A 25,816-nucleotide genomic window follows, 5' to 3' on the forward strand; every position below is an offset into this window, starting at 1 on the left:
TTATTGTCTAGTTTCCGCGACCGGCCATTTTTCTTGAGTTGCGAATTGTCGCAATCGACGAAAAAAAGGATGCCTCATCGCGAATACGCTGCTACATTTGGCGATGTTAACGTTAACTTTTCTAAAAACAAAAATAAAGAGGGCTTTATGAAACAGCTTAAATCTCTTCTTCCAGCAGCACTGCTCACCCTTTGTGCCGGGCTTCCATCCCTCTCGAACGCAGCTGATTTGACGATCTCCTGCGGCGCGGTGGGTGCGGAGTTACAACTCTGCAAAGAGGCTGTCGAGGCGTGGTCGAAACAGACCGGCAACCACGTCGAGGTGGTCTCAACACCTAACTCGGCAACCGAGAGGTTGTCGTTCTACCAACAGATCCTCAGTGCGCAGTCCAGCGACATCGACATCATTCAAATCGACATGGTGTGGCCGGGGATGCTGGCCAAACATCTGATGGATCTGCGCGAGGTGCTTCCTGCCAATGCGACCCAGGGCTACTTCCAGGCACAGGTGGATAACGCCACGGTGAACGGACGGCTGGTGACGATGCCGTGGTTCACCGACTCGGGCCTGCTGTATTACCGCAAGGACTTGCTCGAGAAATACAACCAGCAGGTTCCCCAGACGTGGGAGGAAATGACCGCTACCGCCAGGAATATTCAACAGGCCGAGCGCACTGCCGGGAACCCCAATGCATGGGGTTACATCTTTCAAGGGCGCGCTTACGAAGGCCTGACGTGTAATGCGCTGGAGTGGATCAGCAGCCAACCGGAAGGTGGACTGGTCAATCCACGAGGCGACATCGTGGTCAACAGTCAGGCCTCAAGAACGGCTTTGACCCTGGCGAAAAGCTGGGTGGGAGACATCTCCCCGCGTGGGGTACTCAATTACACCGAGGAGGAAGGCCGTGGCGTATTCCAGTCGGGAAATGCGCTGTTCATGCGTAACTGGCCTTATGTCTGGGCCCTGGTGCAAAGCCAGGACAGTGCAGTAAAGGATAAGGTTGGGGTCGCCCCCCTGCCCCGCGGCGGCGAGACCGGCAGCCATGCCTCCACCCTCGGTGGCTGGGGTCTGGCGGTATCGCGTTACAGCGCCCATCCAAAACTTGCCGCCGAGCTGGTGAGCTACCTGACCCGTGCCCAAGAGCAGAAACGTCGTGCCCTGATAGGCGCCTATAACCCGGTTATCGAGTCGCTGTATCAAGATCCCGAATTGCTCGCGGCAATGCCTTATTACGCTCAGCTGCACAGCATTCTCAACGATGGGGTCATGCGCCCCGCCTCAATCACTGCCGATCGCTATCCAAGGGTCTCCAATGCGTTCTTCGATCGAGTGCATGGCGTGCTGGCGGGCGAGTTGCCTGTCGATCAGGCGCTGGCCGAACTGGAAAGCGAACTCACGCGCATCAAACGCCGGAACTGGTAAGCCACAAGGAAGGAAATCACCATGTCTGTCTCTTCTACCCATGTCCCCTGTGAGGAGCTTCTGCTCACCAGGGAAACGCCCGTACAACGTCGCCGAGTACGCGCTGCCTGGCTGTTTTTGACACCGATGCTGTTGTGTCTGGTCCTGGTGGCAGCCTGGCCGCTGCTGCGCACATTCTGGTTCAGCCTGACCGACGCCAGCCTGTCGGATACGAGTGGCGGATCCTTCGTCGGCTTGAGCAATTATCTGTTCCACAACGGTTCCAGCTGGTCGGGCATCCTGGTCGATCCTCAATGGTGGAACGCTGTGCGCAACACCTTGCATTTCACCGTGGTGTCGGTAGGACTGGAAGTCGTACTGGGACTGCTGGTGGCGTTGCTGCTGAACATCAAGTTCACCGGACGCTCTTTGGTGCGTGCGTTGATTCTGATTCCCTGGGCGATTCCGACGATTGTCTCGGCGAAGATCTGGTCATGGATGCTTAACGACCAGTTCGGCATCATCAATCACATGATGCTGAGCGTCGGCCTGATTGACGCGCCCCTGGCCTGGACGGCCGATGCGGACCTGTCGATGTGGGCGGTGATCATCGTCGATGTCTGGAAGACCGTCCCTTTTGTCACGCTGCTGATGCTGGCGGCCTTGCAGATGTTGCCGAGCGATTGCTATGAAGCCGCCAGGGTCGATGGCATTCATCCGCTGAAAGTGTTCTGGCGTGTCACCCTTCCCCTGCTGATGCCTGCATTGTTGGTGGCGGCGATCTTCCGCATCCTCGACTCGTTGCGGGTGTTCGATGTCATCTATGTGCTGACCTCGAACTCGTCGAGCACCATGAGCATGTCGGTGTATGCCCGCCAGCACCTGGTGGAGTTCCAGGACGTCGGTTACGGCAGCGCGGCCTCGACGCTGCTGTTTCTGGTGGTTGCGGTCATCGCCATGCTTTACCTCTACCTCGGACGCCGTCAACTGGAGGTCCGGTCATGAACCTGCGCCTACTGAAAAAAGCACTGTTGCGCCTCGGGTTCTGGTGTCTGATCGGGGTATTGCTGCTGTATGCGGTCTTCCCTTTCTACTACGCCATCGTGACTTCGCTGAAGCCGTCCAGCGCCTTGTTCGAGGTGAGCTACTGGATCGATAACCCCGACTTCTCCAATTACGCAGCGGTACTCCATCAAGCCTCATTCCTGCGGGCTATCGGTAACTCGCTGGTGGTTGCGCTGTGCGTGGTAACGCTGGCGCTGTTCCTCAGTGTGACCGCCGCCTATGCCTTGGGCCGGGTGAAGTTTCGTGGGCGTGGCACGGTGTTGATGATGGTCCTTGGTGTGTCGATGTTTCCTCAGGTCGCGGTGTTGTCGGGGCTGTTCGAGGTGATCCGCGCCCTGGGTCTGTACAACACGTCTTGGGCGTTGATCCTGAGCTACACGATTTTCACCCTGCCCTTCACCGTCTGGGTGCTGACCACCTTCATGGGGCAATTGCCTCATGAACTGGAAGAAGCGGCAATCATGGATGGCGCGTCCCCATGGGTCACGCTGACCCGCGTGCTGTTGCCGCTGCTCTGGCCCGCACTGGTCACTACGGGCTTATTGGCCTTCATCGCAGCGTGGAACGAGTTCCTGTTTGCCCTGACCTTCACCCTCACCGACACCCAACGCACGGTGCCGGTCGCCATCGCCTTGATTTCCGGCGGCAGCCCCCATGAGTTGCCTTGGGGATTGTTGATGGCCGCATCGGTGCTGGTCACCGTCCCACTGGTGATTCTGGTGCTGATCTTCCAGCGCCGAATCGTTTCCGGCCTCACTGCCGGCGCGTTAAAGGGTTGATGCCCAACAAAGACAAGGAACAGCATCGTGATCAAATTGAAACTGGACAACGTGAACAAACAATTGGGCGGCGCACGGATTCTTCGCGACGTCAGCCTGGAAATCGCGGCGGGTGAATTCGTGGTGTTCGTTGGCCCTTCGGGCTGCGGAAAATCGACCCTGCTACGACTGATCGCCGGACTGGATTCGATCTGCGGCGGCGACCTGCTGATCGACGGGCGTCGGGTCAACGACCTGGAACCGCGCGAGCGTGGCGTCGGCATGGTGTTTCAGTCTTATGCGCTGTACCCGCACATGAGCGTCTACGACAACATCAGTTTTGGTCTCAAACTGGCCAAGACTGAAAAGACCAGCCTGCGCGAGCGCGTGCTGAAAACGGCGCAAATCCTGCAATTGGACAAACTGCTGCAACGCAAGCCAAAGGAACTGTCTGGAGGGCAGCGTCAGCGTGTGGCCATGGGCAGGGCCATGGCGCGGGAACCGGACATCTTGTTGTTCGATGAACCGCTCTCCAATCTGGATGCGTCCTTGCGGGTGCAGATGCGCAACGAAATCGCCCGGCTGCATGCCCGACTGGGCTCGACCATGATCTACGTCACCCACGATCAGGTGGAAGCGATGACCCTGGCCGATAAAATTGTTGTGCTCAATGGCGGTCGCGTAGAGCAGGTCGGCTCACCGCGCGAACTCTATGAGCGCCCGGCGAGCCGCTTTGTCGCCGGTTTTCTCGGTTCGCCCAGAATGAACTTTCTGGCGGCACGCCTGCATGTACCGGGTGAAACCAGCCTGGTCGATACTCCCGTCCTGGGTATGACCGCCCTGCCCTTCGACAGCTCGAACCTGGCGGTGGACGCCCCACTGAGCCTGGGGATTCGCCCGGAACACGTGTCGCTCAAGGCGGCGCAGGGAACTGCCGGCGTCGTCGTGACCGGGGTCGAATACCTGGGCAGTGAAACCTATGTGCACCTGGATACAGGTCAGGACGAGCCACTGATCTGTCGTTGTGAGGTCAACGCCGGATGGCAGGTGGGCGATCAGGTCGAGCTGCAGCTGGAGCTCGGCAATCTGCACCTGTTCGACGCCGACGGCACGGCCTTGAAGCGCCACCCACACGCCATTGAAACCCTGCCGGATGGTGTCTCTCTAAGCCCGGCACGAGCACGCGCCCTATGACCTTGTCTTTGAATACCCTGAGCGATCCAATGCCTTCTTCCCTTGACCTTGCGCAGCGTGCGCTGAGTGACGGCCTGTCTCGCGTCATCCAGGATTATCGACCCGGCTATCATATTGCCCCCCAAGTGGGCTGGATGAACGACCCTAACGGGGTCGTGTACTTTCGTGGCGAGTATCACGTGTTCTATCAGCATTACCCCTTCGACGCGAAATGGGGCCCGATGTATTGGGGCCACGCCAAGAGTGCCGATCTGGTTCATTGGCAGCACCTGCCCATTGCGCTGGCACCCGGCGATGACTTCGACCGTGACGGATGTTTTTCCGGTAGCGCAGTGGTGTGTGGAGATACCTTGGCACTGATCTACACCGGACACACCTGGCTGGGGGAAGTGGGTGACGAACGCTCGATCCGTCAAGTCCAGTGCCTGGCCACCAGCAGCGACGGCATCCGGTTCGTCAAGCATGGCGCCGTCATCGAGACCGCGCCGCAAGACACTATCATGCACTTTCGTGACCCCAAGGTATGGAGGGAGGATGACTATTGGTACCTCATTGCCGGCGCACGTCTGGGCGATATGCCGCTGCTCCCGCTGTACCGCTCCACGGATCTGCACGCCTGGGAGTTCCTTAACTATGTGTCCGGCGGCAGGGAGGGTGATGGCTATATGTGGGAGTGCCCGGATCTGTTTCGACTGAACGGACGCGATGTGCTGCTGTACTCCCCCCAAGGCATGCCATCCCAAGGTTACGAACGGCTTAACAAGTACCAGACTGGTTACCGAGTGGGCCGACTCGACAACGAGTGGAACTTCACTGGCGGGCCTTTCATCGAGTTGGATAACGGCCACGATTTCTATGCAGCGCAGACGCTATTGGCCGCCGATGGTCGGCGCCTTGTGTGGGCGTGGCTCGACATGTGGGAAAGCCCGATGCCGAGCCAGGCCCATCACTGGTGCGGCATGCTCGGATTGCCACGCGAACTTGAACTGTGCGCCGATCGCCTTTGCGTGTACCCGGCACGGGAGCTCACCGCTCTGCGCAAAGCGCCATTGCCTGGCACGCCGTGGTGGGAGGAGTCGGGAACCCGGTGGGTGCCGGAAGTGAATGGCGATATGCTCGAAATCCATGTGCACCTGGATTTACTCGGCTGCACCGATGGCCACCTGGGAATCGCGTTGCGCTGCAGCGACGATGACCATGAACAAACCCTGCTCTACTACGATGCGGCGTTGCAGCGTCTGGTGCTTGACCGCAGCCGCTCTGGTGCGCAAGTCACAGGCCAGCGCAGCGTGTCGATAGACCCGACACAAGAGCGACTGGAACTGCGTGTGTTCCTCGATCGCTCGTCCATCGAGGTGTTCGACGAAAACGGGCGCTTCAGCCTCAGCAGTCGCCTCTATCCGCGGCCCGACAGTCTGGGCGTGAAGCTGTTTGCCAGCGGGAGTGGCGGGCGTGTCTCGATTCCCAAGGCATGGCCTCTCGATTCTGGATGGTTATGAGCGGCGGATGGCTATGAGCAGCGTCATTCGAGTCGCGAGAAGCCCGGGCCCTGTGTCATGATTCTGCGTCAACCTGACCGGGCTCGCCTCGCATGACTTCAGTGAAAGACGTTGCACAGCTGGCCGGCGTGTCCCTGATGACGGTTTCTCGAGCGCTCAATAATCCGGAAAAACTGAGCCCCGAAACCCTTCTGCGGGTGCGTCGCGCCATTGATGAACTGCAATTCGTACCGAGCTTGTCGGCGCGCAAGATGCGCGGCGACAACCTCCAGTCGCGAACCATCGGTGTGTTCGCGCTGGACACCGCGACCACACCGTTCGCCGTCGAGTTGCTGCTGTCCATCGAACAGACCGCGCAGCAAGCCGGCTGGAATGTGTTCATCCTTAACCTGTTGAGCAACCCGCCCACCGACCAGAACATCGACCTGATGTTGTCGCACCGCCCCGACGGGTTGATCTTCAGCGCCATGGGATTTCGCCAGGTGTGCATTCCCGAGCGTTTGAAGAGCAAACCCCTGGTACTCGCCAATTGCCTGGCCGATGACAGTCGCCTGGTGAGTTATGTGCCAGACGACGAAGCGGGGCAGTATCGAGCCGTACATCACGCGTTGAGCCAGGGCTATCGGCGCCCTCTGTGCATCAATCTGCCAAAACAGAGTCTGGCCTGGAACCTGCGACAAAAAGGTCTGCAACGTGCCTCTCAGGCATTCGGGCTGTTGCCTGACGCACTCCTGCAATACGACCTTTCCGATCATGACGCCTATGGTGAAACCGCAGCCATCCTCGACCGGCACATCATTGAGGGTCGTCCCCAATTCGACATTCTGATCTGTGGCAACGACCGCATCGCGTTTTGTGCCTATCAGCTGTTGTTGGGCCGTGGCCTGAAAATTCCCGACGATGTCGCCGTGCTCGGCTACGACAACATGATCGGTATTGCCGAGCTGTTCATCCCGCCGCTGACCACGGTGCAACTGCCGTACTACGAGATCGGTCGCAAGGCTGCCCGGCACCTGATCGAGACCCTCGACGTATCGGGAGCCCAGCCAGTTGATTGTCCATTGGTGGTTAGGGCATCGCTATAAGATTCAGTTAATTTGGTTGAAAGGTTTTTTTCCAGCACAAAAACAAACGCCCCGAACATGTCGGGGCGTTTGTTGGTGCCTTCGCCAGAGTGTTTTCACACAGCCTGTGAAGGGCCCTTTTGTACTCCAGCCGAAATCACTTGGTCAGCCAAGACTCGAGCGTTGCTGAGCCACGCGTGCAGCTGTGCCGGATTTAAAGGCGGCATATCTCTCTGAGCGAAATACTCGATCAAGCATGGTGTTAATTTCAGCGCCACATACTTACGCCCGAGAGGCCTTTTTGAGGCTGGACGGCAAGGGACTGCCCGTCACCGGTGAAGGGACATAGATAGTCTCCGCCTGCACAATTTCAGGCTTTTGTTCTTCGATCTCACCATTGAGCGCCTTGTGCATTTTCACCGTATCCAGCGCCCCTACCCATTTGGCGATGGCCATGGTGCCGACACCATTACCGATGGTGTTGGTAATGGCCCGCGCTTCCGACATGAACCGGTCGACACCCAGCAGCAACACCATGCCGGCCACCGGGATGGTGCCCAGGGAAGATAAGGTGGCGGCTAAAATGATGAACCCCGAACCGGTGACACCTGCCGAACCTTTGGAGGTAAACATCAACACCGCCAGTACGATCAACTGATCGGTCAGGGTCAGCGGCGTGTTGGTCGCTTGGGCGATGAAAATCGCGGCGATGGTGTAGTAGATCGCCTGCCCGTCGGGGTTGAAGGTCAATCCGGACGGAATGATCATCCCGGCGACGGGCTTGGACACCCCGGCCTTTTCCATCTTCGAGATCATCTGCGGCAGTACTGACTCCGAAGAGCTGGTGCCCAGTACGGTGAACAGCTCTTCCTTGATGAATTTCAAAAACTTCCAAAGGCTGAAACCGCTGTAGCGGCAGATCGGCCCTAGCACAAAGATCACGAACACGGCGCAGGTCAGGTAAACGCAGGCCATCAGCTTGCCCAGAGAGAACAGCGAGCCGAAGCCGTACTTGCCGATGGTGAAGGCGATGGCACCGAATGCACCGATCGGCGCCAGGCGCATGACCATGTTGACGATACGAAACATGCCTTGCATCAGGCTATCCAGCGTATCGACGAACGCTTTGCCGCGTGGCCCCACATGAGCCAAGGCGATTCCCAACAGGATGGAAAACAGCAGGATTTGCAGCACATTGCCCTTGGCGAAGGCATCCACGATGGTGTCGGGAATGATGTTCATGACGAAGTCCATGAACGATGCATGTTTCACGGCCGAGGTGTAAGTGGCCAGGCTGGAAGTGTCGAGGGTAGCAACATCGATGTTCATGCCGGCGCCGGGTTTGAACACATCGACCACCACCAGGCCGACCACCAGCGCCAGCGTCGACACGACTTCGAAATAGAGCAAGGCGCGAAAGCCGACTCGACCTAGTTCCTTCATGTTTTCCATGCGGGCGATCCCCGTGACTACGGTCAGGAAGATCACCGGAGCGAGGAGCATCTTGATCAATTTGATGAAGGCATCGCCCAAGGGTTTGAGCGCAGCGCCGGTTTCGGGAACGAACACGCCGACGATGGCGCCGATGATCACGGCGATCAGCACTTGCACATAGAGTTTGCCGAATATTCTTTTCATGACAGGGCCCTGATTTTTTATTGTTGTCAGGAAATGCCAAGGAGTCAGATCCAGCGATCTGCCCCTTGGGGTTGTGCCGCAGTACTACTTTGAATCGCTGGAAAATATCAGCGGTTGATCAATGCGATGACCGCATCCGTGATCTGGCGGGTGGTGGCTGTACCACCCAAATCAGGGGTATGCACACCGCTTTCAGTCACGGCTTCGATGGCTGACATCAGCTGTTTCGCCGCAGCGGCTTCGCCCAGGTGTTCGAGCATCATCGCCGCCGTCCAGAACGTAGCAATCGGGTTGGCCACACCTTTGCCGGTGATGTCGAAAGCCGAGCCGTGGATCGGTTCGAACATCGAGGGGAATTTGCGCGACGGGTTCAGGTTGGCGGTCGGTGCGATGCCCAGGCTGCCGGATAACGCGGCTGCCAGATCGGACAGAATGTCAGCGTGCAGGTTGGTGGCGACGATCACATCCAGCGTGGAGGGTTTGAGCACCATGCGCGTAGTCACCGCGTCGACCAGTTCCTTGTCAATTTTGACGTCCGGGAAATCCTTGGCCACTTCGTAGAAAATTTCGTCCCACAACACCATGCCATGACGTTGGGCGTTGGACTTGGTGACCATGGTCAGGTGTTTGCGTGGGCGGCTTTGCGCCAGTTCGAAGGCAAAGCGGTGAATACGTTCCACCCCGGCACGGGTGAATACCGACACTTCAGTGGCAACCTCTTCCGGCAGTCCCCGGTGCACACGACCGCCGTTGCCGGAGTACTCACCTTCGGAGTTTTCCCGCACCACCACCCAGTCGATCTGGTCACCATTGAGCAGCGGGCTTTTCACCCCAGGCAGCACGCGAGCCGGACGCACGTTGGCATACTGATCGAAGCCCTGGCAGATCGGCAGGCGCAAGCCCCACAGGGAAATGTGATCCGGTACGTTGAGTGCTCCCACGGCACCAAAAAAAATCGCGTCGAAGGTTTTCAGTTCTTCCAGACCCCCTTCAGGAATGTAGTAACCGTTTTTCAGGTAGTTATCCGAGTTCCAGTCGAAATGTTTGAAGTCCAGGTCGAAGCCAGATTTTTTCGACAGGGCTTGCAGCACCTCGACGCCAGCGGCAATCACTTCAACACCGATGCCATCACCTGGTACCGCTGCAATTTTGTATGCGCTCATGGTCAACTCCACTCTCGTAACGTTCTTGCTTTGCCTGTCGAACGGGCTGTTCAATCAGGGTGTGAGCGGAGTATATGTAGTGAACAAATAGGTGTGAGTTACTCAAAATCACTACATAAATAACTTTGAGTTACGAATGAACCCAACCTTGGATTTGTCATTTTTTTACCTTCTGGCCAACAAAGGCAGCCTCGCCGCGACCGCGCGAGAGCTGGGCATCACGCCACCGGCGGTGAGCAAGCGTCTCACCGCGCTGGAGGCTCGATTGGGCATCCGCCTGGTGAATCGCACCACGCGCTCAATGAGTCTGACCTCAGAAGGTGAACTGCTTTTTTCCCATGCCGCCCGGATCCTGACGCAGATCGATGAGGTCGAGCAGTTGATCAACAGCAGTCGGGCTACACCTAAAGGTCTGATCCGGGTCAACGCGTCGCTGGGCTTTGGCCGTCGTTACATCGGCCCGGCCCTCGGCGCGTTCTTCGCACAGTACCCGGAGGTGGAAATACAGCTGGAAATCAGCGATCACCCACTGGATCTGGCGACCCACGGTTTCGATCTGGGAATCCGTTTCGGCACCCTGCCCGACGCGGCATTCCACGCGCGCAAGATCGCCTCTAACCGTCGCCTGTTATGCGCCTCACCGCTCTACCTGGAAAAACACGGCGTGCCGCAACGCCTCACGGATTTACAGCTACACAACTGCATCTTTCTGCGGCAAAACGAAACGCCTTACGGGGTGTGGAGTTTTACTCACGGTGGGCGTACACAAAACATCAAAGTCCGTGGTGCATTGGGCTGCAATGACGGTGAGGTGGCCCTGAATTGGGCGTTGGAAGGCCACGGAATTCTGCTGCGAGCAGAATGGGATATCGCCCGCTATGTGCGCAGTGGCCGCTTGCGATTAGTGCTGGAAGACCAGACACCAACCCGCGCCGATGTTTTCGCGGTTTACCCGCAACAGTTACACCTGTCGGCGCGAGTGCGCAGCCTGATCGACTTTCTGGTTGAGCGCTTCAAGCACATCGATCACCTGGATGAAGCGGAATCCATGCATGACTGAATCGCGTTTGACGGCATCCACTTCAGTTATATCTATTGAGGGGTAGCTGGCGCTGAGATTGAGCGATTGCTAAAACTGCGTGATCAGGCCGTCATTGCACGATTCGTGGCAACAATTTGCTCATGTGTAAACTGACTGCCGGGAGCCATGAACCTGGCGATCAGTGCGTCGCGGTTTTGTGGCGCCCGTGCCTTGTCTGCCGCGTACAGCGCCAATTTCAGCTCCGGCAATGTCAACTCGGTACAGTAAGCAGGTGTACCTGGTTGCTGACGCCACGAATCTTCAAGGTTGCCAGCGGCAAGCGCGATAAAGCCCGTATCCTCGACAAGATCCTGCGCGATTGCCTCAGCGGTGGTGTCCCCCCCAGCTACAGGTAGGGCTATACGCGTTGAAGACCCGGCTGGTTGGCCTTTATCGGCAAGGGTAGCTGCGAGGACGGCATTCCATGCCTTAACGACCGGGCGGCCAATCTGCTCGCTTACCCAAACGCTCTCGGGCTTGCCGTCGTCAACTTCCTTGATCGCCCCGTCACGTCCCGGGTAGTAATTGGACGTGTCAATGACGACGGTTTTCTCGGGAACGTTACTCAACGTCTGCTTGAGATCAGGGTAGTTTGCGAAGGGGATCGAGAGGATCACAACGTCTACCTCGGACACAGCATCTTCCTTGGTCACGGCGTGTACGCCGATTTCGCTAGCAAGGTTCTGAATGGTCTGAGGGCTCTTCGAGTTTGCCAGTTTGACTTCATGGCCGCACGCAGCGAGCTTACGGGCAAGGGTAGCCCCAATGTTGCCGGCACCGATAATTCCGATTTTCATTTCAATAACCTCCTCACCTATAAACAATATTCAAGTTACTGCTTGGCTGGGTGTGCGAATGAATCAAGCGTGTCGCGAAGCCCCGGAGATCTGAGGTGTGCACGCATGTCGCCTGACCCAGGAAAATACGACTCTTCAAGAATGAAAGGTAACGCTGTCGGTAACCGGCACACGATCCATATGCATGCGGTTGCCTGGAGCGCTCTCGTTCGGGTAGCCAAATGACATCCCAAACAGCATTTTCATTTCTTCAGAAATGCCTAGCGCCTCTCGGATCGTAGCTGCATAGAAACCAAGCGAGGTTTGCGGAATGCCGCCTAACCCTCGGGCAGCAAGCGACAGCAGGAAAGTCTGGCCATACATGCCAATGTCGCCAGCAGTTCGAACATTGTCACCAAACACCGGCATGAATAAAAAAACGGCCTGGGGGGCGTTGAAAAAGGACAAATTCAAGGCTGCCGCTCGCCGCCGTCCCTCCTTGTCTTCGCGCATAACGTTCATAGCCTCATAGTAGGCTTTGCCCTGTGCATTCTTGCGATCCCCATAGGGGCCGTAAAAAGCACCCATATCGAACGAAAAGTCTGGGGTGAATTCGCCTGCAGTATTTTTCGCGTGGAGAATTTTCGAAAGCTCTTTCAATTTCTGGCCACGAACAATATGAACATCCCACGGCTGGGTGTTGCAGTTGGAGGGAGCGCACTGGGCATCCTTCAACACCTCCTGGATGATCTGATCGGGTACAGGAGTGTCTAAAAACCCACGAAAAGACCGCCGTGTACGGGCCGTCTTCTGAAATTGCAGGGTGTCATCCAGCGCTGTATCAGCATCGAACCTAGCCATTGAAGTGGTCATGATTTCCTCTTTGAGCACGTGTAAAAACGTTCAGTCGGTTGCCGGATGGCCGAGCGCATCGAGTGTTTGACGAAGCTCATCGATACCCCGCTCATCGAGCTGGCAAGCTGACTTGATTTTGCTAGTGATTCCCCGAATGTCGGCTTCCAACATGCGGCTATCAGGCGTCAGGTCGATCATCACGCGGCGCTCGTCGGCGGGATCCCGTGTGCGAGTGACGAGCCCGGCAGCCTCAAGCCGTTTCAGCAATGGCGTTATGGTTCCAGCGTCCATCGCCAAGCGGGTTCCAAGGGCACCCACAGAAAGTGGCGAGCCGTTTAAAAGCTCCAGGATGACCAGGTACTGCGGGAAGGTTAGGCCCAACGGTTCCAGATAAGGTTTGTGCAATCGCACCACCCGATTTGCCGCCGCATAAAGTGAAAAAGACAGCTGGGTACCCACCCGTTTCCGATTCGAGCTCATTAGATAGTTCGCTATTGTATAGTGCACTATATATTCCAGCTAGAAATGCCTACTGTCAACCGATGCCGTCTGCCCTCGACGAATGGCCAATCTGGCCAAGTAGACTATGCCTTACAGCCCCTGTGATTTGAGGCGGGCGCCGGGTCATGCGGCAGCGAGTCGGTCATCACATTTTCAAGTAATTTATCCGGTTGCCACCTATGCGCAAGCAACTGATCAATCCCACTCGCCCGCTGCGTCGCCGCCCGCTTTCCGCTCCGTAGCGATCCATCGAAGAGTCACCTCTTCCTTCCAGGCGACGAGGTGCCGCGACAGCGCCGGCCAGCGTTTCAGGCTCTAATAGAGTGCTCTGCTGGTAGCCAAACCCTCAGGCACGAGATTGCGCAGCGCAATCATCCAGGGGCTCGAGGCAGGCAGAAGCAATCTGCCTGCCTGGACGGCATAAGGTGATACCCACACGGTAAACGTCATTCTGCCGGTGGTTTGTATCCTGCAAGCATTTTCAGCACCTCATCATGTGAACCGCTCGCTTCAGCAAACCGTAGTGGCTTGGCGCGCTCGACGACAAGTTCGCGTGGGGTCGGAGAGGTCTCGAGCAGTTCGAAGATCTCATCCAAAAACGCCTCCAAGGGCATGGCGTGTTCGTCGTTTTCCTGCCCAAGCAACGTGGTTCGTACCCCCGGCGGCGCAAGTTCGATAACCTCAACTGACGAGGCTTCTAGCTGAACTCGAAGACTTTGAGTGAACGAATGAACTGCGGCTTTGGTTGCGCTGTAGGTCGGTGTTGCAGGCAGCGGAACGAATGCCAACGCTGAACTGACGTTCATGATCGTGGCGCTGGGCTGCTTGATCAGCTGGGGAGTAAATGCATACACCATGCGAATCGTGCCAAGTAAGTTCGTTGTCACGATATCTTCGGCAGTGCTCAGGTTTTCCGGATCAGTCAGATCCTCCCAATGCATGATGCCTGCGTTGTTTATGAGTACGTTCAGATTCGGGTGGCTGATCGCCAGCGCTTCGCTGTTGCGCTGGATGGATTGTGGATCGCAGACGTCCAGCAACACTGATTCAAGACCTGGATGTTCCGACACGATCTTGTCGAGCAGAGACTTGCGACGTCCCGCGATGATTACTTTGTTGCCCGCCTTGTGAAGCCTGAGTGCCAGACCAAGGCCGATGCCTGAGGTGCCGCCAGTAACCAGAATCGTGTTGCCAGTGCCGTTCATAGTAAACTCCAGAAACGATGCGTAAGCGGACAATTGTCCACTTTCAAAACGTACCGGACAACTGTCCGCTTAGCAATAGAATGAAGGGAAAACTTTGCTCATGACTGACGAGTTGGTGATGCGTTCTGACGCCAGGAAAAACCGGGAACGGATACTGGAGGTCGCGGTGGTAGAGCTGACTAGCGATCCTGCGGTTCCGCTGAGTACGATTGCGAAGAAGGCTGGGGTAGGACAGGGAACGTTTTATCGCCACTTCCCTACCAGAGAGAACCTGGTATTCGAGGTCTATCAATTCGAAATGCAGCAAGTGGCCTCGCTGGCGGAATATCTGCTCGCGACAAAACCACCTAAGGAGGCCCTTCGAGAATGGATGGACTGCCTCGCCGAATATGCAATGACAAAGGCAGGACTCGCGACTGCGATACAGCAAGCTGCGTCTATTTACGAGTTCCCGGGGAAGTCGGGATACGCTCCAGTCCAGGCAGCTGCCGAGTCGCTTTTGAGGGCTAATGAAAAGGCCGGAACGATTCGTAGCGGGATTACTAACGACGACTTTTTTCTAGCCATCGCTGGAATATGGCAAATGGATTCCCAGAGTGAATGGCGCTCACGTCTCGCCAGATTGATGAACCTGGTGATGGATGGTCTATGCGCTGGCAGCCCCGAAAGCCTGAAGAAGAACGTGCAGCATTAAAATCAGGTACCGCGTTAAACGGCTACAGGAACGCTTGCTTCGTGGCCATGGCCGGCAGAGAAGCCAATAGCGGACGTTGCTGCCCCATGAAATCACTTTCATTCTCGGGATGTTCACTTGCACGGCCGGCGCCCCAAAGATATGGTCAACGCCATGACTAAGCCATGCATCAAATCGACCACAACTTTCACGACCGCTCGAGGCGGGTCGTGAGAGGTTGTGCGAGTTGAAACAACGCATAACCCCCAAAGACCCGCCAGCAATGACCGGGTCTTTTTTTTGCCCCGGCGTTTCTGGCTCAAACGTAAGGAAACGCACAATGTACGCACTCTTGATCCTCGACATGCAGGTAGGACTCGTTCACGGCCCGGATAAACCTTGGGGCAGTGAATCTCTGGTCGACACGTTAAATCGCCTGATGAGCAAGGCCCGGGAAATGGGCGCGCCCATATTTCTCGCCCGCCATTTGGGCCCAGCCGGGTCGCCGATAGAACGTGGTAGCCCGCTGACCGAGTTTGTCCAGGAATTGGATTTGAGAGGTGACGAAGTGATATTTGAAAAATATCGACCCAACGCGTTTACCCAGACCGATCTGGCTGCTCAACTACGCCTGCGTAACTGCGATGGCATCGTCGTTACAGGAATGAAAACTCAATACTGTGTAGATAGTACTTGCCGGGCTGCCCGCGATTGTGGATTCGATGCTGTGCTGATCGCCGATGGACATACTTGCTCTGACACCCCTTCACTCGAAGCAAAGGCCATCATTGCCCACCACAATGCGACGTTGGCAGGGCCATTCTGCCGAGTCGTCCAAGCCGAGGACTGGAGTTTCCAAGCCCTCGCCTGATCGACTCTGTCCAGGGTCGATTGCAGCCCTTCACTACAGGCAGCAATCGGCCATGTGAAGTCATTAGTAGTTGCCACGTAACCAGCATAAAGAGGGACAGAGCACGATTTCAGGTAAATGCCGAGCCATCGTGATCTGTTCCCTGTTTCCGCGCGGCCGTTTTCCATGTCTGGCACAACTACCCTGACATCGGTGGGCCTATACTTTAACGATCGGCACACTCGATGTGGCATGCAGTCGTGTTTGATGTATGGGAGACGCGTCGAGCGATCGTTCACGCAGGCCACGGCCTGCCTTCGTCGTAGGGAGGAAAACATTCATGGCGCGTAAATACATCGACTGCCGCGAGTTTCCGAGCGATTCCCACTGCTCAATCGCACTGTCCGCAGACTCTGAAAACGAACTGCTCGAGGCCGCCGCGCAGCATGCGGTCAGTGTTCACAAGCACACCGACTCACCAGAACTGCGTGCTCAACTGAAGACGATGTTTCACGACGGAACCCCGCCTGTTGAAGCACCGCGTCCTGCTTGGCGCCCAGGGGTTTCAGAGGAGTGAATGTCATCGATAAGCACCTATCAGGCTCATTTCGATGAGTTGCGCAGGCCTGAGGGTAGTTTTTTATGCCTGGCACAATCTGAATGACGAAGGAGATCCCCAAGGAGCTGCCGATGGCTGCTCCTTGGGGGGCTTTGGAGAGCTTGTTTAATGTGACTGCGTGTTCATTCAAGCTAAGCCCAAGCTGATTCGACAGACTGCTATCGGCCGATTCTGTTGAAAAAGTCGGCCCGCCCAAATGGCCTGAATATTGAGTGGTGAAAACGCCTTTTTTACACGCTGCTACGTGAAATCCGAGCCCGGAAGCCTCTGCCCAAAAGTAAAGATTTCAATCTCAGGCGCGTATTTTTTTGCCGTAGAAACCATGGCCGACTTTTTCAACAGAATCGGCCAATAGCTGCCTGTCGCGTCCAGCTTCAAACCATTTTGAACGTCAACCAAGCCCCCCAGAACAAGCTGCTGAAGAAACGTGTGGCGTCCCCGAATCCCGCGTCGTTTAACAGTTTTTGAACCGCCGCCTCAGAATGTGGCGGATCAGCGCCCTGGAGGATTTTCCCCCGTTTGGCCTTCACTTCATCCGGGCTGGCTCCTTGCTGCCGCCACCGCTGGCCCCAAGCAGCCAGCAATAGCGGTTGGCTGGCATAAGCGTACTGATTTCCTGCGACAATCAGCGGCGCACCCGGCTTCAGATGAGCCCGAATGGATTGCAGAAGTTGGCGCTTGGCATCATCACCCTCGAGATGATGCAGGACGCCGATCAAAGTGGCTGCGTCGTAGGACTGGTCTGCTACCAGATCTTCAATATGTCCAAGATGCATGTCCGTTCTTTCAAGCAAGTCGTTCGTCTTTAACTGGTGCTTCGCAGCCGCCAGCATTGGCTCGGATGGATCAACGGCAGTGAAGCGCCAACTGGGCTCCAAGGTTGCCATTGCAATGATTTCCTGCGCCGTCCCACCAGCGCCAACTACCAGTATCTTCGCCGAGCCTGTAGTGCTGAGGCTTGCCGCCAGCATGCATGCAGCAAGATCGTGACAGGCGTCATACCCTGCTAATGCAATACGGCTCTGTCGTCCGTACTCATTGGCCCGTGTGGTATCAAATTTTTCAGCTGGGTTGAGAGGTAATGATTTCAAGGCGGTTCTCCATGTCCTTGAATCAAGTTAGGTCATAAATAGCGATAATAAAAATTCATTATCTTTATGTATTGCATTCCTGAAAGGAATACAACCTCCCCCTCCCCCGCACGGAGCTTGAATAGTCAACCGTCTATAATGGGTCGGTTTTTACCGGTCGTGGAAGGCAGAAACCGGCCAAAAGCGGACACTATTGGCTCTGTTAAAGTACCTCTCTGAACACAACTAACGGACGGCTTCATGGAACGATTCCATCCTAGTGGCATTGATGCAGAGGGTTATATCCTCACCGTGCCCAATGTCGAGGTGCAGTCACAGTTTCAGGATTTGCTGGCGGATGTTTGCATGACGCTCACTCGGTCGGAACCTCTGCTGGACGGGATTTATCTTTATGGCAGCGTCGCTAGAGGCGACGCCGTGCCGGGGGTTTCCGACCTGGACCTGACCCTTGTCCTGCACAGCCCTCCTGCGTCGCAGGATCTGGAAATGTTGGAGTCGAAACGGCGCACGCTGGAAAGTCAGCATTCCGAAGTCATCAAGATCGATTTCGACATCGGTAGTCGTTCTGAAGTATTGGCGGCTGACAAACGATTGAGCTGGGGGTATTGGCTCAAGCATCACTGTCGTTGCTTGTGGGGGAATGATCTGACTAAGCGCTTCGACCGGTTCAAGCCGTCGCGTGATATCGCCATTGCCGTGAATGGTGACTTCGAATCTGTACTGACCCGGTATGCCGATCTTATCGATCAGGCGGCGACATCGACGCAATCGCTACGCTTGCAACGCGAAGCCTCGCGCAAGCTCATCTGCTCAACTCAAGTACTTCGCTCTGAACAGGACCTGATGTGGCCGCAAACACTGGAAGAGCATGTCGAGCTGTTTGTTCAGCATTACCCGTGTATGAGAATGCAGATCTCTTTTTTCTTGTCCCAGGCAAGGAACCCGTACGCTAAGCCAAAAGAGTTTACGACTCAGCTGCATAATTTTTTGACCTGGATGGCTTCAGAAACCGGTTAGGTCCGCTTTGGGTCGACTCCGACCTGTGACGGCCGGCGACAGTCGACCCAATAGGGTTGTCCACAACACCCCATCAATTGGGCCGCTGAGCGGCCGCCCTTAATGATGTGGGTGTACAGTCAAAGACACCAGTTTGAGCACAACGGGGCGAACGACGAGTATGCACAGGAATGCCACTGGCATAGCCAATTTATAGGCGTGCAGCGCATTACTTAGGTAATCAATCTCAATACCGGAGTTTGCCGCAGTGATCACGAGTGACATCAAGAACGCCATAATTGTCGCCATATACAGCGCGAAAACATAAGGAGTAGCGCGAGCCGAGAGCTTACGCTGGTTGAAAAATAGGGCTTTAGAGGATGCTTTGGGATTCATATCAGACCTTTTTGATCTTCGATTGATAGGTGATGAACATCATAGCAAGATCAAAAATTAGCAACTAGACGGGTAGCTGTGGTTGCTTTATAAAGAAAATCTTATGAATAACTCTTCTCGCTGGGCCCAAGATGAACCTGTTAGGGGCGATTGCTAGCTTTATCAAGGTGGTTGAAGCGGGCTCCATCGTGGGCGCGGCCAAAACCCTGGGCATCAGTGCGGCAGCCGTTAGCCAGACCATAAATCGCTTGGAAACCCACCTAGGCACACGTCTTCTCCAGCGCACCACACGTAGCATGGCGTTAACTGAAAGCGGCGTGGTGTACTACGAAAAAGTGAAACGCATAGCGCATGATCTCGAATCGGCGCAAAGCGCGATCATCAGTACGCAGACTCAACTCCAAGGGCGACTGTGCATCGCTTCTACCTCCGCTTTCGGGCGGCATGTGTTGGCATCACTAATCGCCGGCTTCGCTGCACGTTACCCACACCTGATACTTGAACTTTCAACCACAGATCGCAAAATTAATCATATTCAAGAAGGCATTGATCTGAGCCTGCGGATCAAACCACAACTAGAAGAGGGGATCGTCGCTCGCAAGATCGTTTCAGTCCCTTTTATCATCTGCGCGTCGCCCACCTATTTGGAACGAGTGGGCTGGCCACGCTCCCCTGAAGAACTCCAACACCACGCCTGTCTAGCGTTTCGCTACCCGCTAGACGGACGCTTTCTACGTTGGGGTTTTATCCGGGATGGGCAACGTTACGACGCTAATCTCAATGCGACCACAATCAGCGACGATATTGATGCTCTAGCCCAAATGGCCATCCACGGCGCGGGAATTACCCGCTTGGCAGAGTTCGTGGCGGCGCCCTATATCGAAAGGGGCCAACTCGTTCCTCTGTTTGAACATCGCCACGCTTCAACTTATGCCTACGCTGAACCGCTCGATATTTATGTATGCGTCCAGGAGCGCGCCGCCATCACACCCAAGGTCAACGCTTTTATGAATTATTTGACTGAATATCTGGAAATGCGCTGGCCGATGGAAAATACCTTTACTGCGTCCTGATAGGGTGCTTTGCAGCCTTCATAATTTCAATGGGCGAGCTTCGCATGGGGCTACAGTTACGAACCGCTGCTTGCAGGTGACTACGGCCGGTTGCAGTCTGATTCTACGGGCAGCTTCGGGCAGTTCTCTGCCGGTCGTCACTACAGCGCGTGCTGGTCAAGTCGAATGCAAACAGGTGGTCAAGTCCATGCAATTACTCAATTTGAAAAGCCTTGAACTCGCCAGCGGCTCTTTCACATAAACATCTAAACCAGCTGCTCGTATCGTCTTTTCTTCAAGCGCTTGAATGAGTGCGTCCTGATCAACCACAGGGCCACTAGAAACGTTGATCAAAATACTCTCCGCGCCCATCAACGCTAGCTCTCTGCGTCCGATGAGGTTTCTCGTTTCGTCCGTCAAGGGCACGACCGGGCAAACAAAATCAGACTCGCTTAAAAGCGTTTCTTGCGGGACGAACCTCGCACCGAGCTCTTGTTCCAGCTGTGGTTTACGACTGGTTCCGCTGTACAAGATGTTCATGCCGAAACCAAACCAACCTCTGCGGGCGATGGCCTCTCCGATTTTGCCCAGGCCGATAATGCCCAAGGTCTTTCCATGCACGTCACTCCCAAAATGGGATGCGTCGATGGTATTCGTCCAGTTCCCCTCTTTCGTCCACGCATCAAGCTCAGGAATGCGTCTCGCTGTGGCGAGGATCAGGGCGAAAGCCAGATCAGCCGTGGTTTCGTTCAAGACATCCGGCGTGTTGGTCAACATGATCCCTCGGCCATTGAGAACGCTGAGGTCATAGTTGTCGTAGCCAACCGATATGCTCGAGATGATCTCAAGGTTTTCAGCCGAAGCCAGCTCAGCTTCACCCAGACGACGATTGCCGCCGATCAGTCCGTGGGCGCTGGAAATGGCAGCTTCGAACTGGGCATCCATGTCACCAAGCTCGGGACTCATGATGATGACGTTGTATTTATCTTTATAAGGTTCAAGCAGGCTGGGTGAGACGCGGCTGAAGGCCAGGATGGTCTTTTTCATGATGCTTTATTTCGCCTGTTACAAGCTCAATTCGAATCGTGTTCTGACTTCAAGTAGGTCTTCGCCCACTCACGGTAATTATCCGAGAGCGTGTATTTTGAAAGCAGCTCAGGGAGGGAACGCTCGCGCCCCTCCATACCGCTTTGTTCGCGTAGCGCCTCGTAGGTCGCTTTGATTGCGGACAAATAGGGGGCATGCCCATTGACCACAACTCGCACATTGGCTGCGCTCAGCTTCTGAACATCGCTCAGTGCAGGGTTTCCATAATTAATCAGCATGATTGGCACGCAAAGATGCGAGGTGAGCGCCTCCAAGTGTTGGAAATCCTTTACTCCGACAAGGCAAATCGCATCGGCCCCAGCCTTTTGATAGGCCGTAGTGCGTGCGATGGAATCTTCCAAAGTGGAAACGGCTACATTCGTACGGGCGATGATGCTGAGGGCATCATCTGACCGGGCAAATCGCGCAGCGTAAATCTTGCTTGCGGCCTCTTCCATGTCGATAAGCACGTGCGCTTGCTCGTCGTATTTGGCCGGCAGGTGAGTATCTTCTAGCGTAAGAGCGGCAACACCGGCCTTCTGCAACTCGGTGACCGTTCGCATTACATTGAGCGCGTTGCCGAACCCATGATCAGCGTCTCCAATGATTGGGATCTGGCTGGCCCGTCCGACCCTGGAAACTTGCTCCGCATATTCATCAAGAGTGAGCAACGAGATATCCGGGGCACCGAGCACTTGAAGCGAGGCGACGGATCCACCCTGGATGGCGACCTCAAAGCCAAGGTCAGAGGCCATTCGAACCGAGATCGGATCGAACACTGATGCGGCAAATTTACAAACTGTTCCATGAAGTAAATCACCGAACGCCTTGCGTAGTTCGTGATGGGATCGCTCAATCATTTTTTCGGCTCCATCGCAATTCTACTGAGAACTTCGCTTGAATGGTTCTATGTGAACGAGGCATCGAATAGCTACCGGTCATTGCGCCCTATCCGAAGAGGAATGACCGGGTATGCGATGTTGATTACTTTTGCGTTGCTAACGCTCTACGCTCCGCCTTTGCGTTTTTCATCGCGGCAATTTCACGCTCACAGGCTTCTACATCGAACGAGTTGTCCCACTTGGCAATGGCGATGGTGCCGATACCGTTGCCAATCAGGTTGGTAACAGCTCGCGCTTCATTGAGGAACCGGTCGATGCCCAAAAGCAGTACAAGGCCTACCAACGGAATGGAGTGGATGGTTGTAAGCGTTGCCGCGAGTGTTATGAACCCGGCACCCGCCACGCCAGCCGAGCCTTTCGAGGTCAGCAGGAAAACACCCAACAGAATCATCTGATCCATAAACGTCAGCGGCGTATTGGTTGCCTGTGCGATAAAAATCGCCGCCATGGTGAGGTAAATGCAGGTGCCATCCGCATTGAAGGTGTATCCAGTTGGCAGCACCATGCCCACCACCGACTTCTTGCAGCCCAGCTTTTCAAGTTTCACCATCATTCGCGGAAGCACAGCCTCAGTCGAGCAGGTTCCGAGCGTGATGAGGATCTCGTCCTTGAAGTACCGGAGAAACTGTAACAAAGGCATTCCTGACCATCGAGCAACCGTTCCAAGCACCACCACAATGAAGATCAGGGTGGTGACGTAGAGCGCAATCAGCAACTGGCCGAGCGACAGTAGCGTACCGATCCCGTACTTGCCGATAGTGAAAGCCATACCGGCACCGGCACCAATTGGAGCCAGCCGCATGACCATTGCCACGATTTTGAACAGCCCTTGCAGGAACAGGTCGATCGTATTGATCAGCGGTTTGCTGGTTTCACCCATTTGAACCAGGGCAACACCCATCAAGACCGAAAGCAGGATGACCTGGAGCATGACGCCATTCGAGAACGCACCGATAAAAGTTTGCGGGATGATGTTCATGAAAAAATCGACGGTGCCACCCTGCTCACTGGCAGCTTGGCTGTACTTGGCGATGGCACTGCCATCCAGTGCGTCAACATTGATGTTCATCCCTACGCCTGGCTTTACGACGTTAACCACAATAAGGCCGATGACCAGGGCGATGGTTGAAAGAATCTCGAAGTAGAGCAGCGATTTAACGCCAATTCTCCCTACCTCTTTGATGCTGCCCATCTTGGCGATACCGACTACCACGGTGCCAAAAATAATAGGGGCCAACAGCATTTTGATGAGTCTGATAAAGCCGTCTGCAAAAGGTTGAAGCCTGGCTCCGAATTGCGGTTCAAAGTGACCAATTGCTGCACCGATTACGATACCGATCAGCACCTGCACATACAGCTGGCTGTACCAGCGGGTCTTGGAGATTTCCACGGAAGCACCTCATTTTATTTTTGTGATGGGCATGTGGCGTGACGTCAGTGGGTGACGCCTGATAACTGCGGCCTCTTGAAAAAAGCCGCAGTTCAAGGGCTATCAGCCTTCGCCCAACTCACGCATCACTGCGTACAAGGCTGACTTGGCTTCGAAGCCGACACCTGGAATATCCGGCAGACCGACATAGCCGTTCTCCACCCGAATCCCGTCAGCGAACCCGCCGAAAGGCTGGAACACATCCGGGTACGATTCGTTACCGCCCAGGTGTAGACCCGCTGCGATGTTCAGGGACATCTGGTGACCACCATGCGGAACTACGCGGCGGGAAGACCAACCCATTTCTTCCATCACCTTCAGGGTGCGCATGTACTCCACGAGTCCGTAAGACAGGGCGCAGTCGAACTGGAGGTAATCGCGATCAGGGCGCATACCACCGTGGCGTAGCAGGTTACGAGCATCCTGATGGGAGAACAGGTTTTCACCAGTCGCCATGGGCAGTTCATAGTGGTTTGCAAGCTCGGCCTGCAGTTCATAGTCCAGCGGATCGCCAACTTCTTCGTACCAGAAGAGGTTGTACTTTTTGATGGCTTCCGCGTACGCAATACCTGTTTTCAAATCGAAACGGCCATTGGCATCGACCGCCAGGCGACGCCCGTCCCCTACTACTTCAAGCACCGCTTCGATGCGACGAATATCTTCGTCCAGTGGCACCGCACCAATCTTCATCTTGACGACGTCGTAGCCACGATCCAGATAGCTCTGCATCTCAGCCTTGAGCTTGGTCTGATCTTTGCCCGGGTAGTAGTAGCCGCCCGCCGCGTAGACCCAGACCTTGTCATCTGCCACGCCGTCACGATAACGGTCGGCCAGCAGGCGATACAGAGGCTTGCCTTCAATCTTGGCAACGGCATCCCATACAGCCATATCAATGGTGCCGACAGCGACTGAGCGTTCGCCGTGGCCACCTGGCTTTTCGTTGGTCATCAGGGCTTTCCAGATGGCAAACGGATCCAGGTTGTTGTTCTCGTGGTCGATGAGAGTATCTGGATCAGCTTCCGTGATACGCGCCAGGAAGCGATCACGCATCAGAGCGCCTTGTCCATAGCGACCATTGGAGTTGAAACCGTAACCGATGACAGGTTTACCATCGCGAATCACATCCGTGACAACAGCGACAACCGAGCAGGTCATTTTCGAAAAATCGATGTAGGCATTGGCGATTGGAGAGGCGATGGAGACGGTTTTTTCACGGATGTCTACGATACGCATGACGGGTTCCTCTTGTTGTTGGTGGCCCCACGTTATGCTTTGCGATGACACCCGCCCAATGCTATTAATGCCGCGCCCTATGCACAGGAGGCATTGCCCTTGGAACTCGTCTGGCTTGAAGATTTTTCAGCGCTTGCGGAATACGGCAGCTTTGTTCGTGCCGCTGAAGCGCGCCACGTCACTCAGCCGGCCTTCAGCCGCAGAGTCCGTTCACTGGAGAATTGGATGGGCGTGGAGTTGTTTGTGCGAACGCCTCAGGGCGCAACGCTGACCGAGGCTGGAAGGCAGATTTTGCCCAGTGCTCAGGAGGCTGCACGACGCTTGTACAGGATGCGCACAGAGGCACAGGAGGTGGCTGGGATGGCCGCCAAAACGCTGCAATTCGCAGCCACTCACTCCCTGTCATTCACCTTCTTTCCGAGATGGCTGAGAAGTACGGAAAATGGCGCCCCGATAGATGCTGTACGACTGCACTCAGATAGCATGGCTGTCTGTGAGCAGATGCTGATTCACGGCCAGGTTCAGTTCCTGCTTTGCCATCGCCATCCCGACGTCCCCCCCTTGCTAGCCCCTGATCAGTTCATTGGGAAGAAAGTTGGAGAGGATGTACTCGTGCCATTGGCGAGTGCCTCTGCCAATTTTGGTACCTCACCAGAAACACTGCCCTACTTGGCATACACCCACGAATCGGGTCTAGGCCGCATCGTCGCTCACCGACTCCACGGCAAGGAAGACTACCTTAACCTCAAGCCTCTTTTTAGTAGCCACCTTGCAGCAGTGCTGATGTCCATGGCCTTGGAAAGCAAGGGTGTCGCGTGGTTACCCAAAAGCCTGACAGAACAGGAAATGGCTGACGGTCGGCTTGTCAGGGCGCTCGACGAAAGCTGGGATATTCCCTTGGAGATTCATCTCACGCGTCCCACAGCCCCAATCAACCCATCTGCCGAAGAATTCTGGGCCAAGCTGGGCGGCTAGATCCATTTGGCCGCCTCCAGTTTTCATTTACCAATGGCGTTCCGGGGCCGAAGAAACTCCAATACGTCACGATTCGTGAAGTGTTTGATCACTGAATCGCCATTGCTTGAAGCCAGTAACCTGATTTCGCTCGTGGCCGCGAATTTCCCCAACAACAGCTAGTGCGGCCTGGCAGCGAGGGCTTCATGTTTAATGTTGTATCTTCGGGCCAATGGCCTGCGGGCTATCTGATCAATCCAAACGTGGAACCTCTGGATCAGAAATGGCTGAAGGCGTTCAGCAAAACGCATTGGGCCGGTGACCCAACCGACCCA

25 protein-coding genes are annotated in these 25,816 nt (G+C 55.5%); 13 read left to right on the top strand and 12 right to left on the bottom strand.

The genetic code is table 11. The features are described 5' to 3' along the window. The first annotated feature begins 147 nt into the window (after positions 1–147). The 6 genes from AC1DKH_RS23620 to AC1DKH_RS23645 all read left to right on the top strand — a co-directional run bounded on the left by AC1DKH_RS23620 (position 148) and on the right by AC1DKH_RS23645 (position 7,002). On the top strand, positions 148–1,422 hold the full coding sequence (locus AC1DKH_RS23620) for an ABC transporter substrate-binding protein (RefSeq protein WP_477755236.1): 1,275 nt from the start codon (positions 148–150) through the stop codon (positions 1,420–1,422). Between the two features lie 21 nt (positions 1,423–1,443). Then, positions 1,444–2,406 (top strand): carbohydrate ABC transporter permease, encoded by a 963-nt coding sequence (locus AC1DKH_RS23625; protein ID WP_477799459.1) that lies wholly within the window; start codon positions 1,444–1,446, stop codon positions 2,404–2,406. After that, on the top strand, positions 2,403–3,245 hold the full coding sequence (locus AC1DKH_RS23630; RefSeq protein ID WP_477799460.1) for a carbohydrate ABC transporter permease: 843 nt from the start codon (positions 2,403–2,405) through the stop codon (positions 3,243–3,245). The genes AC1DKH_RS23625 and AC1DKH_RS23630 overlap by 4 nt, the downstream gene beginning before the upstream one ends. A gap of 27 nt (positions 3,246–3,272) precedes the next feature. Further along, entirely contained in the window at positions 3,273–4,418 is a 1,146-nt protein-coding gene (locus AC1DKH_RS23635; RefSeq protein WP_477755232.1) for an ABC transporter ATP-binding protein, read from the top strand. Further along, positions 4,415–5,917, top strand: coding sequence for a glycoside hydrolase family 32 protein (locus AC1DKH_RS23640; protein WP_477799461.1), 1,503 nt, complete (start codon positions 4,415–4,417; stop codon positions 5,915–5,917). The genes AC1DKH_RS23635 and AC1DKH_RS23640 overlap by 4 nt, the downstream gene beginning before the upstream one ends. 92 nt (positions 5,918–6,009) lie before the next feature. Continuing rightward, positions 6,010–7,002, top strand: a complete 993-nt coding sequence (locus AC1DKH_RS23645; protein ID WP_477799462.1) for a LacI family DNA-binding transcriptional regulator — start codon at positions 6,010–6,012, stop codon at positions 7,000–7,002. 261 nt (positions 7,003–7,263) lie between these two features. On the opposite strand, the gene AC1DKH_RS23650 is transcribed toward AC1DKH_RS23645, so the two are convergent. Next, positions 7,264–8,619 carry a dicarboxylate/amino acid:cation symporter gene (locus AC1DKH_RS23650; RefSeq protein ID WP_477764985.1) on the bottom strand — a complete coding sequence of 452 codons (1,356 nt, stop codon included), beginning with the start codon at positions 8,617–8,619 and terminating at the stop codon, positions 7,264–7,266. Positions 8,620–8,726: 107 nt separating this feature from the next. Next, on the bottom strand, positions 8,727–9,782 hold the full coding sequence (locus tag AC1DKH_RS23655) for a tartrate dehydrogenase (RefSeq protein WP_223616315.1): 1,056 nt from the start codon (positions 9,780–9,782) through the stop codon (positions 8,727–8,729). Between the two features lie 136 nt (positions 9,783–9,918). Between AC1DKH_RS23655 and AC1DKH_RS23660 the strand changes: the two genes are divergently transcribed. Next, positions 9,919–10,842, top strand: a complete 924-nt coding sequence (locus AC1DKH_RS23660; protein ID WP_477756404.1) for a LysR family transcriptional regulator — start codon at positions 9,919–9,921, stop codon at positions 10,840–10,842. Positions 10,843–10,925: 83 nt separating this feature from the next. Here AC1DKH_RS23660 and AC1DKH_RS23665 read toward each other — a convergent pair whose 3' ends face one another. The 4 genes from AC1DKH_RS23665 to AC1DKH_RS23680 all read right to left on the bottom strand — a co-directional run bounded on the left by AC1DKH_RS23665 (position 10,926) and on the right by AC1DKH_RS23680 (position 14,200). Then, on the bottom strand, positions 10,926–11,681 hold the full coding sequence (locus AC1DKH_RS23665; protein ID WP_477799479.1) for an NADPH-dependent F420 reductase: 756 nt from the start codon (positions 11,679–11,681) through the stop codon (positions 10,926–10,928). 114 nt (positions 11,682–11,795) lie between these two features. Continuing rightward, positions 11,796–12,512 (bottom strand): nitroreductase, encoded by a 717-nt coding sequence (locus tag AC1DKH_RS23670; protein WP_477799463.1) that lies wholly within the window; start codon positions 12,510–12,512, stop codon positions 11,796–11,798. 30 nt (positions 12,513–12,542) lie between these two features. Further along, on the bottom strand, positions 12,543–12,974 hold the full coding sequence (locus tag AC1DKH_RS23675; protein WP_477756653.1) for a MarR family winged helix-turn-helix transcriptional regulator: 432 nt from the start codon (positions 12,972–12,974) through the stop codon (positions 12,543–12,545). Between the two features lie 467 nt (positions 12,975–13,441). Next, complete coding sequence (locus AC1DKH_RS23680; RefSeq protein ID WP_477756654.1) at positions 13,442–14,200, bottom strand: SDR family oxidoreductase; 759 nt, start codon at positions 14,198–14,200, stop codon at positions 13,442–13,444. 100 nt (positions 14,201–14,300) lie between these two features. Here AC1DKH_RS23680 and AC1DKH_RS23685 point away from each other — a divergent pair, with 100 nt between their 5' ends. The 3 genes from AC1DKH_RS23685 to AC1DKH_RS23695 all read left to right on the top strand — a co-directional run bounded on the left by AC1DKH_RS23685 (position 14,301) and on the right by AC1DKH_RS23695 (position 16,300). Further along, complete coding sequence (locus AC1DKH_RS23685; RefSeq protein WP_477756655.1) at positions 14,301–14,894, top strand: TetR/AcrR family transcriptional regulator; 594 nt, start codon at positions 14,301–14,303, stop codon at positions 14,892–14,894. A gap of 319 nt (positions 14,895–15,213) precedes the next feature. Further along, positions 15,214–15,744 carry a cysteine hydrolase family protein gene (locus AC1DKH_RS23690; RefSeq protein WP_477760519.1) on the top strand — a complete coding sequence of 177 codons (531 nt, stop codon included), beginning with the start codon at positions 15,214–15,216 and terminating at the stop codon, positions 15,742–15,744. Positions 15,745–16,063: 319 nt separating this feature from the next. After that, positions 16,064–16,300 (top strand): DUF1059 domain-containing protein, encoded by a 237-nt coding sequence (locus AC1DKH_RS23695; RefSeq protein WP_477799464.1) that lies wholly within the window; start codon positions 16,064–16,066, stop codon positions 16,298–16,300. Between the two features lie 416 nt (positions 16,301–16,716). On the opposite strand, the gene AC1DKH_RS23700 is transcribed toward AC1DKH_RS23695, so the two are convergent. Next, positions 16,717–17,433, bottom strand: coding sequence for a class I SAM-dependent methyltransferase (locus tag AC1DKH_RS23700; protein ID WP_477799465.1), 717 nt, complete (start codon positions 17,431–17,433; stop codon positions 16,717–16,719). A gap of 240 nt (positions 17,434–17,673) precedes the next feature. Between AC1DKH_RS23700 and AC1DKH_RS23705 the strand changes: the two genes are divergently transcribed. Next, positions 17,674–18,450 (top strand): nucleotidyltransferase domain-containing protein, encoded by a 777-nt coding sequence (locus tag AC1DKH_RS23705; protein WP_477760521.1) that lies wholly within the window; start codon positions 17,674–17,676, stop codon positions 18,448–18,450. A gap of 99 nt (positions 18,451–18,549) precedes the next feature. On the opposite strand, the gene AC1DKH_RS23710 is transcribed toward AC1DKH_RS23705, so the two are convergent. Continuing rightward, entirely contained in the window at positions 18,550–18,825 is a 276-nt protein-coding gene (locus AC1DKH_RS23710) for a DUF2798 domain-containing protein (protein ID WP_477757120.1), read from the bottom strand. A gap of 131 nt (positions 18,826–18,956) precedes the next feature. On the opposite strand from AC1DKH_RS23710, the gene AC1DKH_RS23715 reads away from it, so the two are divergent. Continuing rightward, positions 18,957–19,898: a LysR family transcriptional regulator gene (locus AC1DKH_RS23715; RefSeq protein ID WP_477799466.1), complete on the top strand. Its 942-nt coding sequence runs from the start codon at positions 18,957–18,959 to the stop codon at positions 19,896–19,898. Between the two features lie 156 nt (positions 19,899–20,054). On the opposite strand, the gene AC1DKH_RS23720 is transcribed toward AC1DKH_RS23715, so the two are convergent. The 4 genes from AC1DKH_RS23720 to AC1DKH_RS23735 form a co-directional block, all read right to left on the bottom strand. After that, complete coding sequence (locus tag AC1DKH_RS23720) at positions 20,055–20,924, bottom strand: 2-hydroxyacid dehydrogenase (RefSeq protein ID WP_477799467.1); 870 nt, start codon at positions 20,922–20,924, stop codon at positions 20,055–20,057. 26 nt (positions 20,925–20,950) lie between these two features. Next, entirely contained in the window at positions 20,951–21,823 is an 873-nt protein-coding gene (locus AC1DKH_RS23725) for an isocitrate lyase/PEP mutase family protein (protein WP_477799468.1), read from the bottom strand. A gap of 124 nt (positions 21,824–21,947) precedes the next feature. Then, entirely contained in the window at positions 21,948–23,255 is a 1,308-nt protein-coding gene (gene dctA, locus AC1DKH_RS23730; RefSeq protein WP_477764992.1) for a C4-dicarboxylate transporter DctA, read from the bottom strand. Between the two features lie 102 nt (positions 23,256–23,357). Then, positions 23,358–24,527, bottom strand: coding sequence for a mandelate racemase/muconate lactonizing enzyme family protein (locus AC1DKH_RS23735; RefSeq protein WP_477755766.1), 1,170 nt, complete (start codon positions 24,525–24,527; stop codon positions 23,358–23,360). Between the two features lie 99 nt (positions 24,528–24,626). Between AC1DKH_RS23735 and AC1DKH_RS23740 the strand changes: the two genes are divergently transcribed. Further along, positions 24,627–25,502 carry a LysR family transcriptional regulator gene (locus tag AC1DKH_RS23740; protein ID WP_477755767.1) on the top strand — a complete coding sequence of 292 codons (876 nt, stop codon included), beginning with the start codon at positions 24,627–24,629 and terminating at the stop codon, positions 25,500–25,502. Positions 25,503–25,816: the final 314 nt, after the last annotated feature.

Source organism: Pseudomonas sp. 05L36 (assembly GCF_056398125.1).

What these genes read in the sequence shown, in the direction of transcription:
- AC1DKH_RS23620 (WP_477755236.1), top strand. Translation starts at nt 148, where the DNA reads ATGAAACAGCTTAAATCTCTTCTTCCAGCAGCACTGCTCACCCTTTGT.
- AC1DKH_RS23625 (WP_477799459.1), top strand. Translation starts at nt 1,444, where the DNA reads ATGTCTGTCTCTTCTACCCATGTCCCCTGTGAGGAGCTTCTGCTCACC.
- AC1DKH_RS23630 (WP_477799460.1), top strand. Translation starts at nt 2,403, where the DNA reads ATGAACCTGCGCCTACTGAAAAAAGCACTGTTGCGCCTCGGGTTCTGG.
- AC1DKH_RS23640 (WP_477799461.1), top strand. Translation starts at nt 4,415, where the DNA reads ATGACCTTGTCTTTGAATACCCTGAGCGATCCAATGCCTTCTTCCCTT.
- AC1DKH_RS23645 (WP_477799462.1), top strand. Translation starts at nt 6,010, where the DNA reads ATGACTTCAGTGAAAGACGTTGCACAGCTGGCCGGCGTGTCCCTGATG.
- AC1DKH_RS23650 (WP_477764985.1), bottom strand. Translation starts at nt 8,619, where the DNA reads ATGAAAAGAATATTCGGCAAACTCTATGTGCAAGTGCTGATCGCCGTG.
- AC1DKH_RS23655 (WP_223616315.1), bottom strand. Translation starts at nt 9,782, where the DNA reads ATGAGCGCATACAAAATTGCAGCGGTACCAGGTGATGGCATCGGTGTT.
- AC1DKH_RS23660 (WP_477756404.1), top strand. Translation starts at nt 9,919, where the DNA reads ATGAACCCAACCTTGGATTTGTCATTTTTTTACCTTCTGGCCAACAAA.
- AC1DKH_RS23670 (WP_477799463.1), bottom strand. Translation starts at nt 12,512, where the DNA reads ATGACCACTTCAATGGCTAGGTTCGATGCTGATACAGCGCTGGATGAC.
- AC1DKH_RS23675 (WP_477756653.1), bottom strand. Translation starts at nt 12,974, where the DNA reads ATGAGCTCGAATCGGAAACGGGTGGGTACCCAGCTGTCTTTTTCACTT.
- AC1DKH_RS23680 (WP_477756654.1), bottom strand. Translation starts at nt 14,200, where the DNA reads ATGAACGGCACTGGCAACACGATTCTGGTTACTGGCGGCACCTCAGGC.
- AC1DKH_RS23685 (WP_477756655.1), top strand. Translation starts at nt 14,301, where the DNA reads ATGACTGACGAGTTGGTGATGCGTTCTGACGCCAGGAAAAACCGGGAA.
- AC1DKH_RS23690 (WP_477760519.1), top strand. Translation starts at nt 15,214, where the DNA reads ATGTACGCACTCTTGATCCTCGACATGCAGGTAGGACTCGTTCACGGC.
- AC1DKH_RS23695 (WP_477799464.1), top strand. Translation starts at nt 16,064, where the DNA reads ATGGCGCGTAAATACATCGACTGCCGCGAGTTTCCGAGCGATTCCCAC.
- AC1DKH_RS23705 (WP_477760521.1), top strand. Translation starts at nt 17,674, where the DNA reads ATGGAACGATTCCATCCTAGTGGCATTGATGCAGAGGGTTATATCCTC.
- AC1DKH_RS23710 (WP_477757120.1), bottom strand. Translation starts at nt 18,825, where the DNA reads ATGAATCCCAAAGCATCCTCTAAAGCCCTATTTTTCAACCAGCGTAAG.
- AC1DKH_RS23715 (WP_477799466.1), top strand. Translation starts at nt 18,957, where the DNA reads ATGAACCTGTTAGGGGCGATTGCTAGCTTTATCAAGGTGGTTGAAGCG.
- AC1DKH_RS23720 (WP_477799467.1), bottom strand. Translation starts at nt 20,924, where the DNA reads ATGAAAAAGACCATCCTGGCCTTCAGCCGCGTCTCACCCAGCCTGCTT.
- AC1DKH_RS23725 (WP_477799468.1), bottom strand. Translation starts at nt 21,823, where the DNA reads ATGATTGAGCGATCCCATCACGAACTACGCAAGGCGTTCGGTGATTTA.
- AC1DKH_RS23735 (WP_477755766.1), bottom strand. Translation starts at nt 24,527, where the DNA reads ATGCGTATCGTAGACATCCGTGAAAAAACCGTCTCCATCGCCTCTCCA.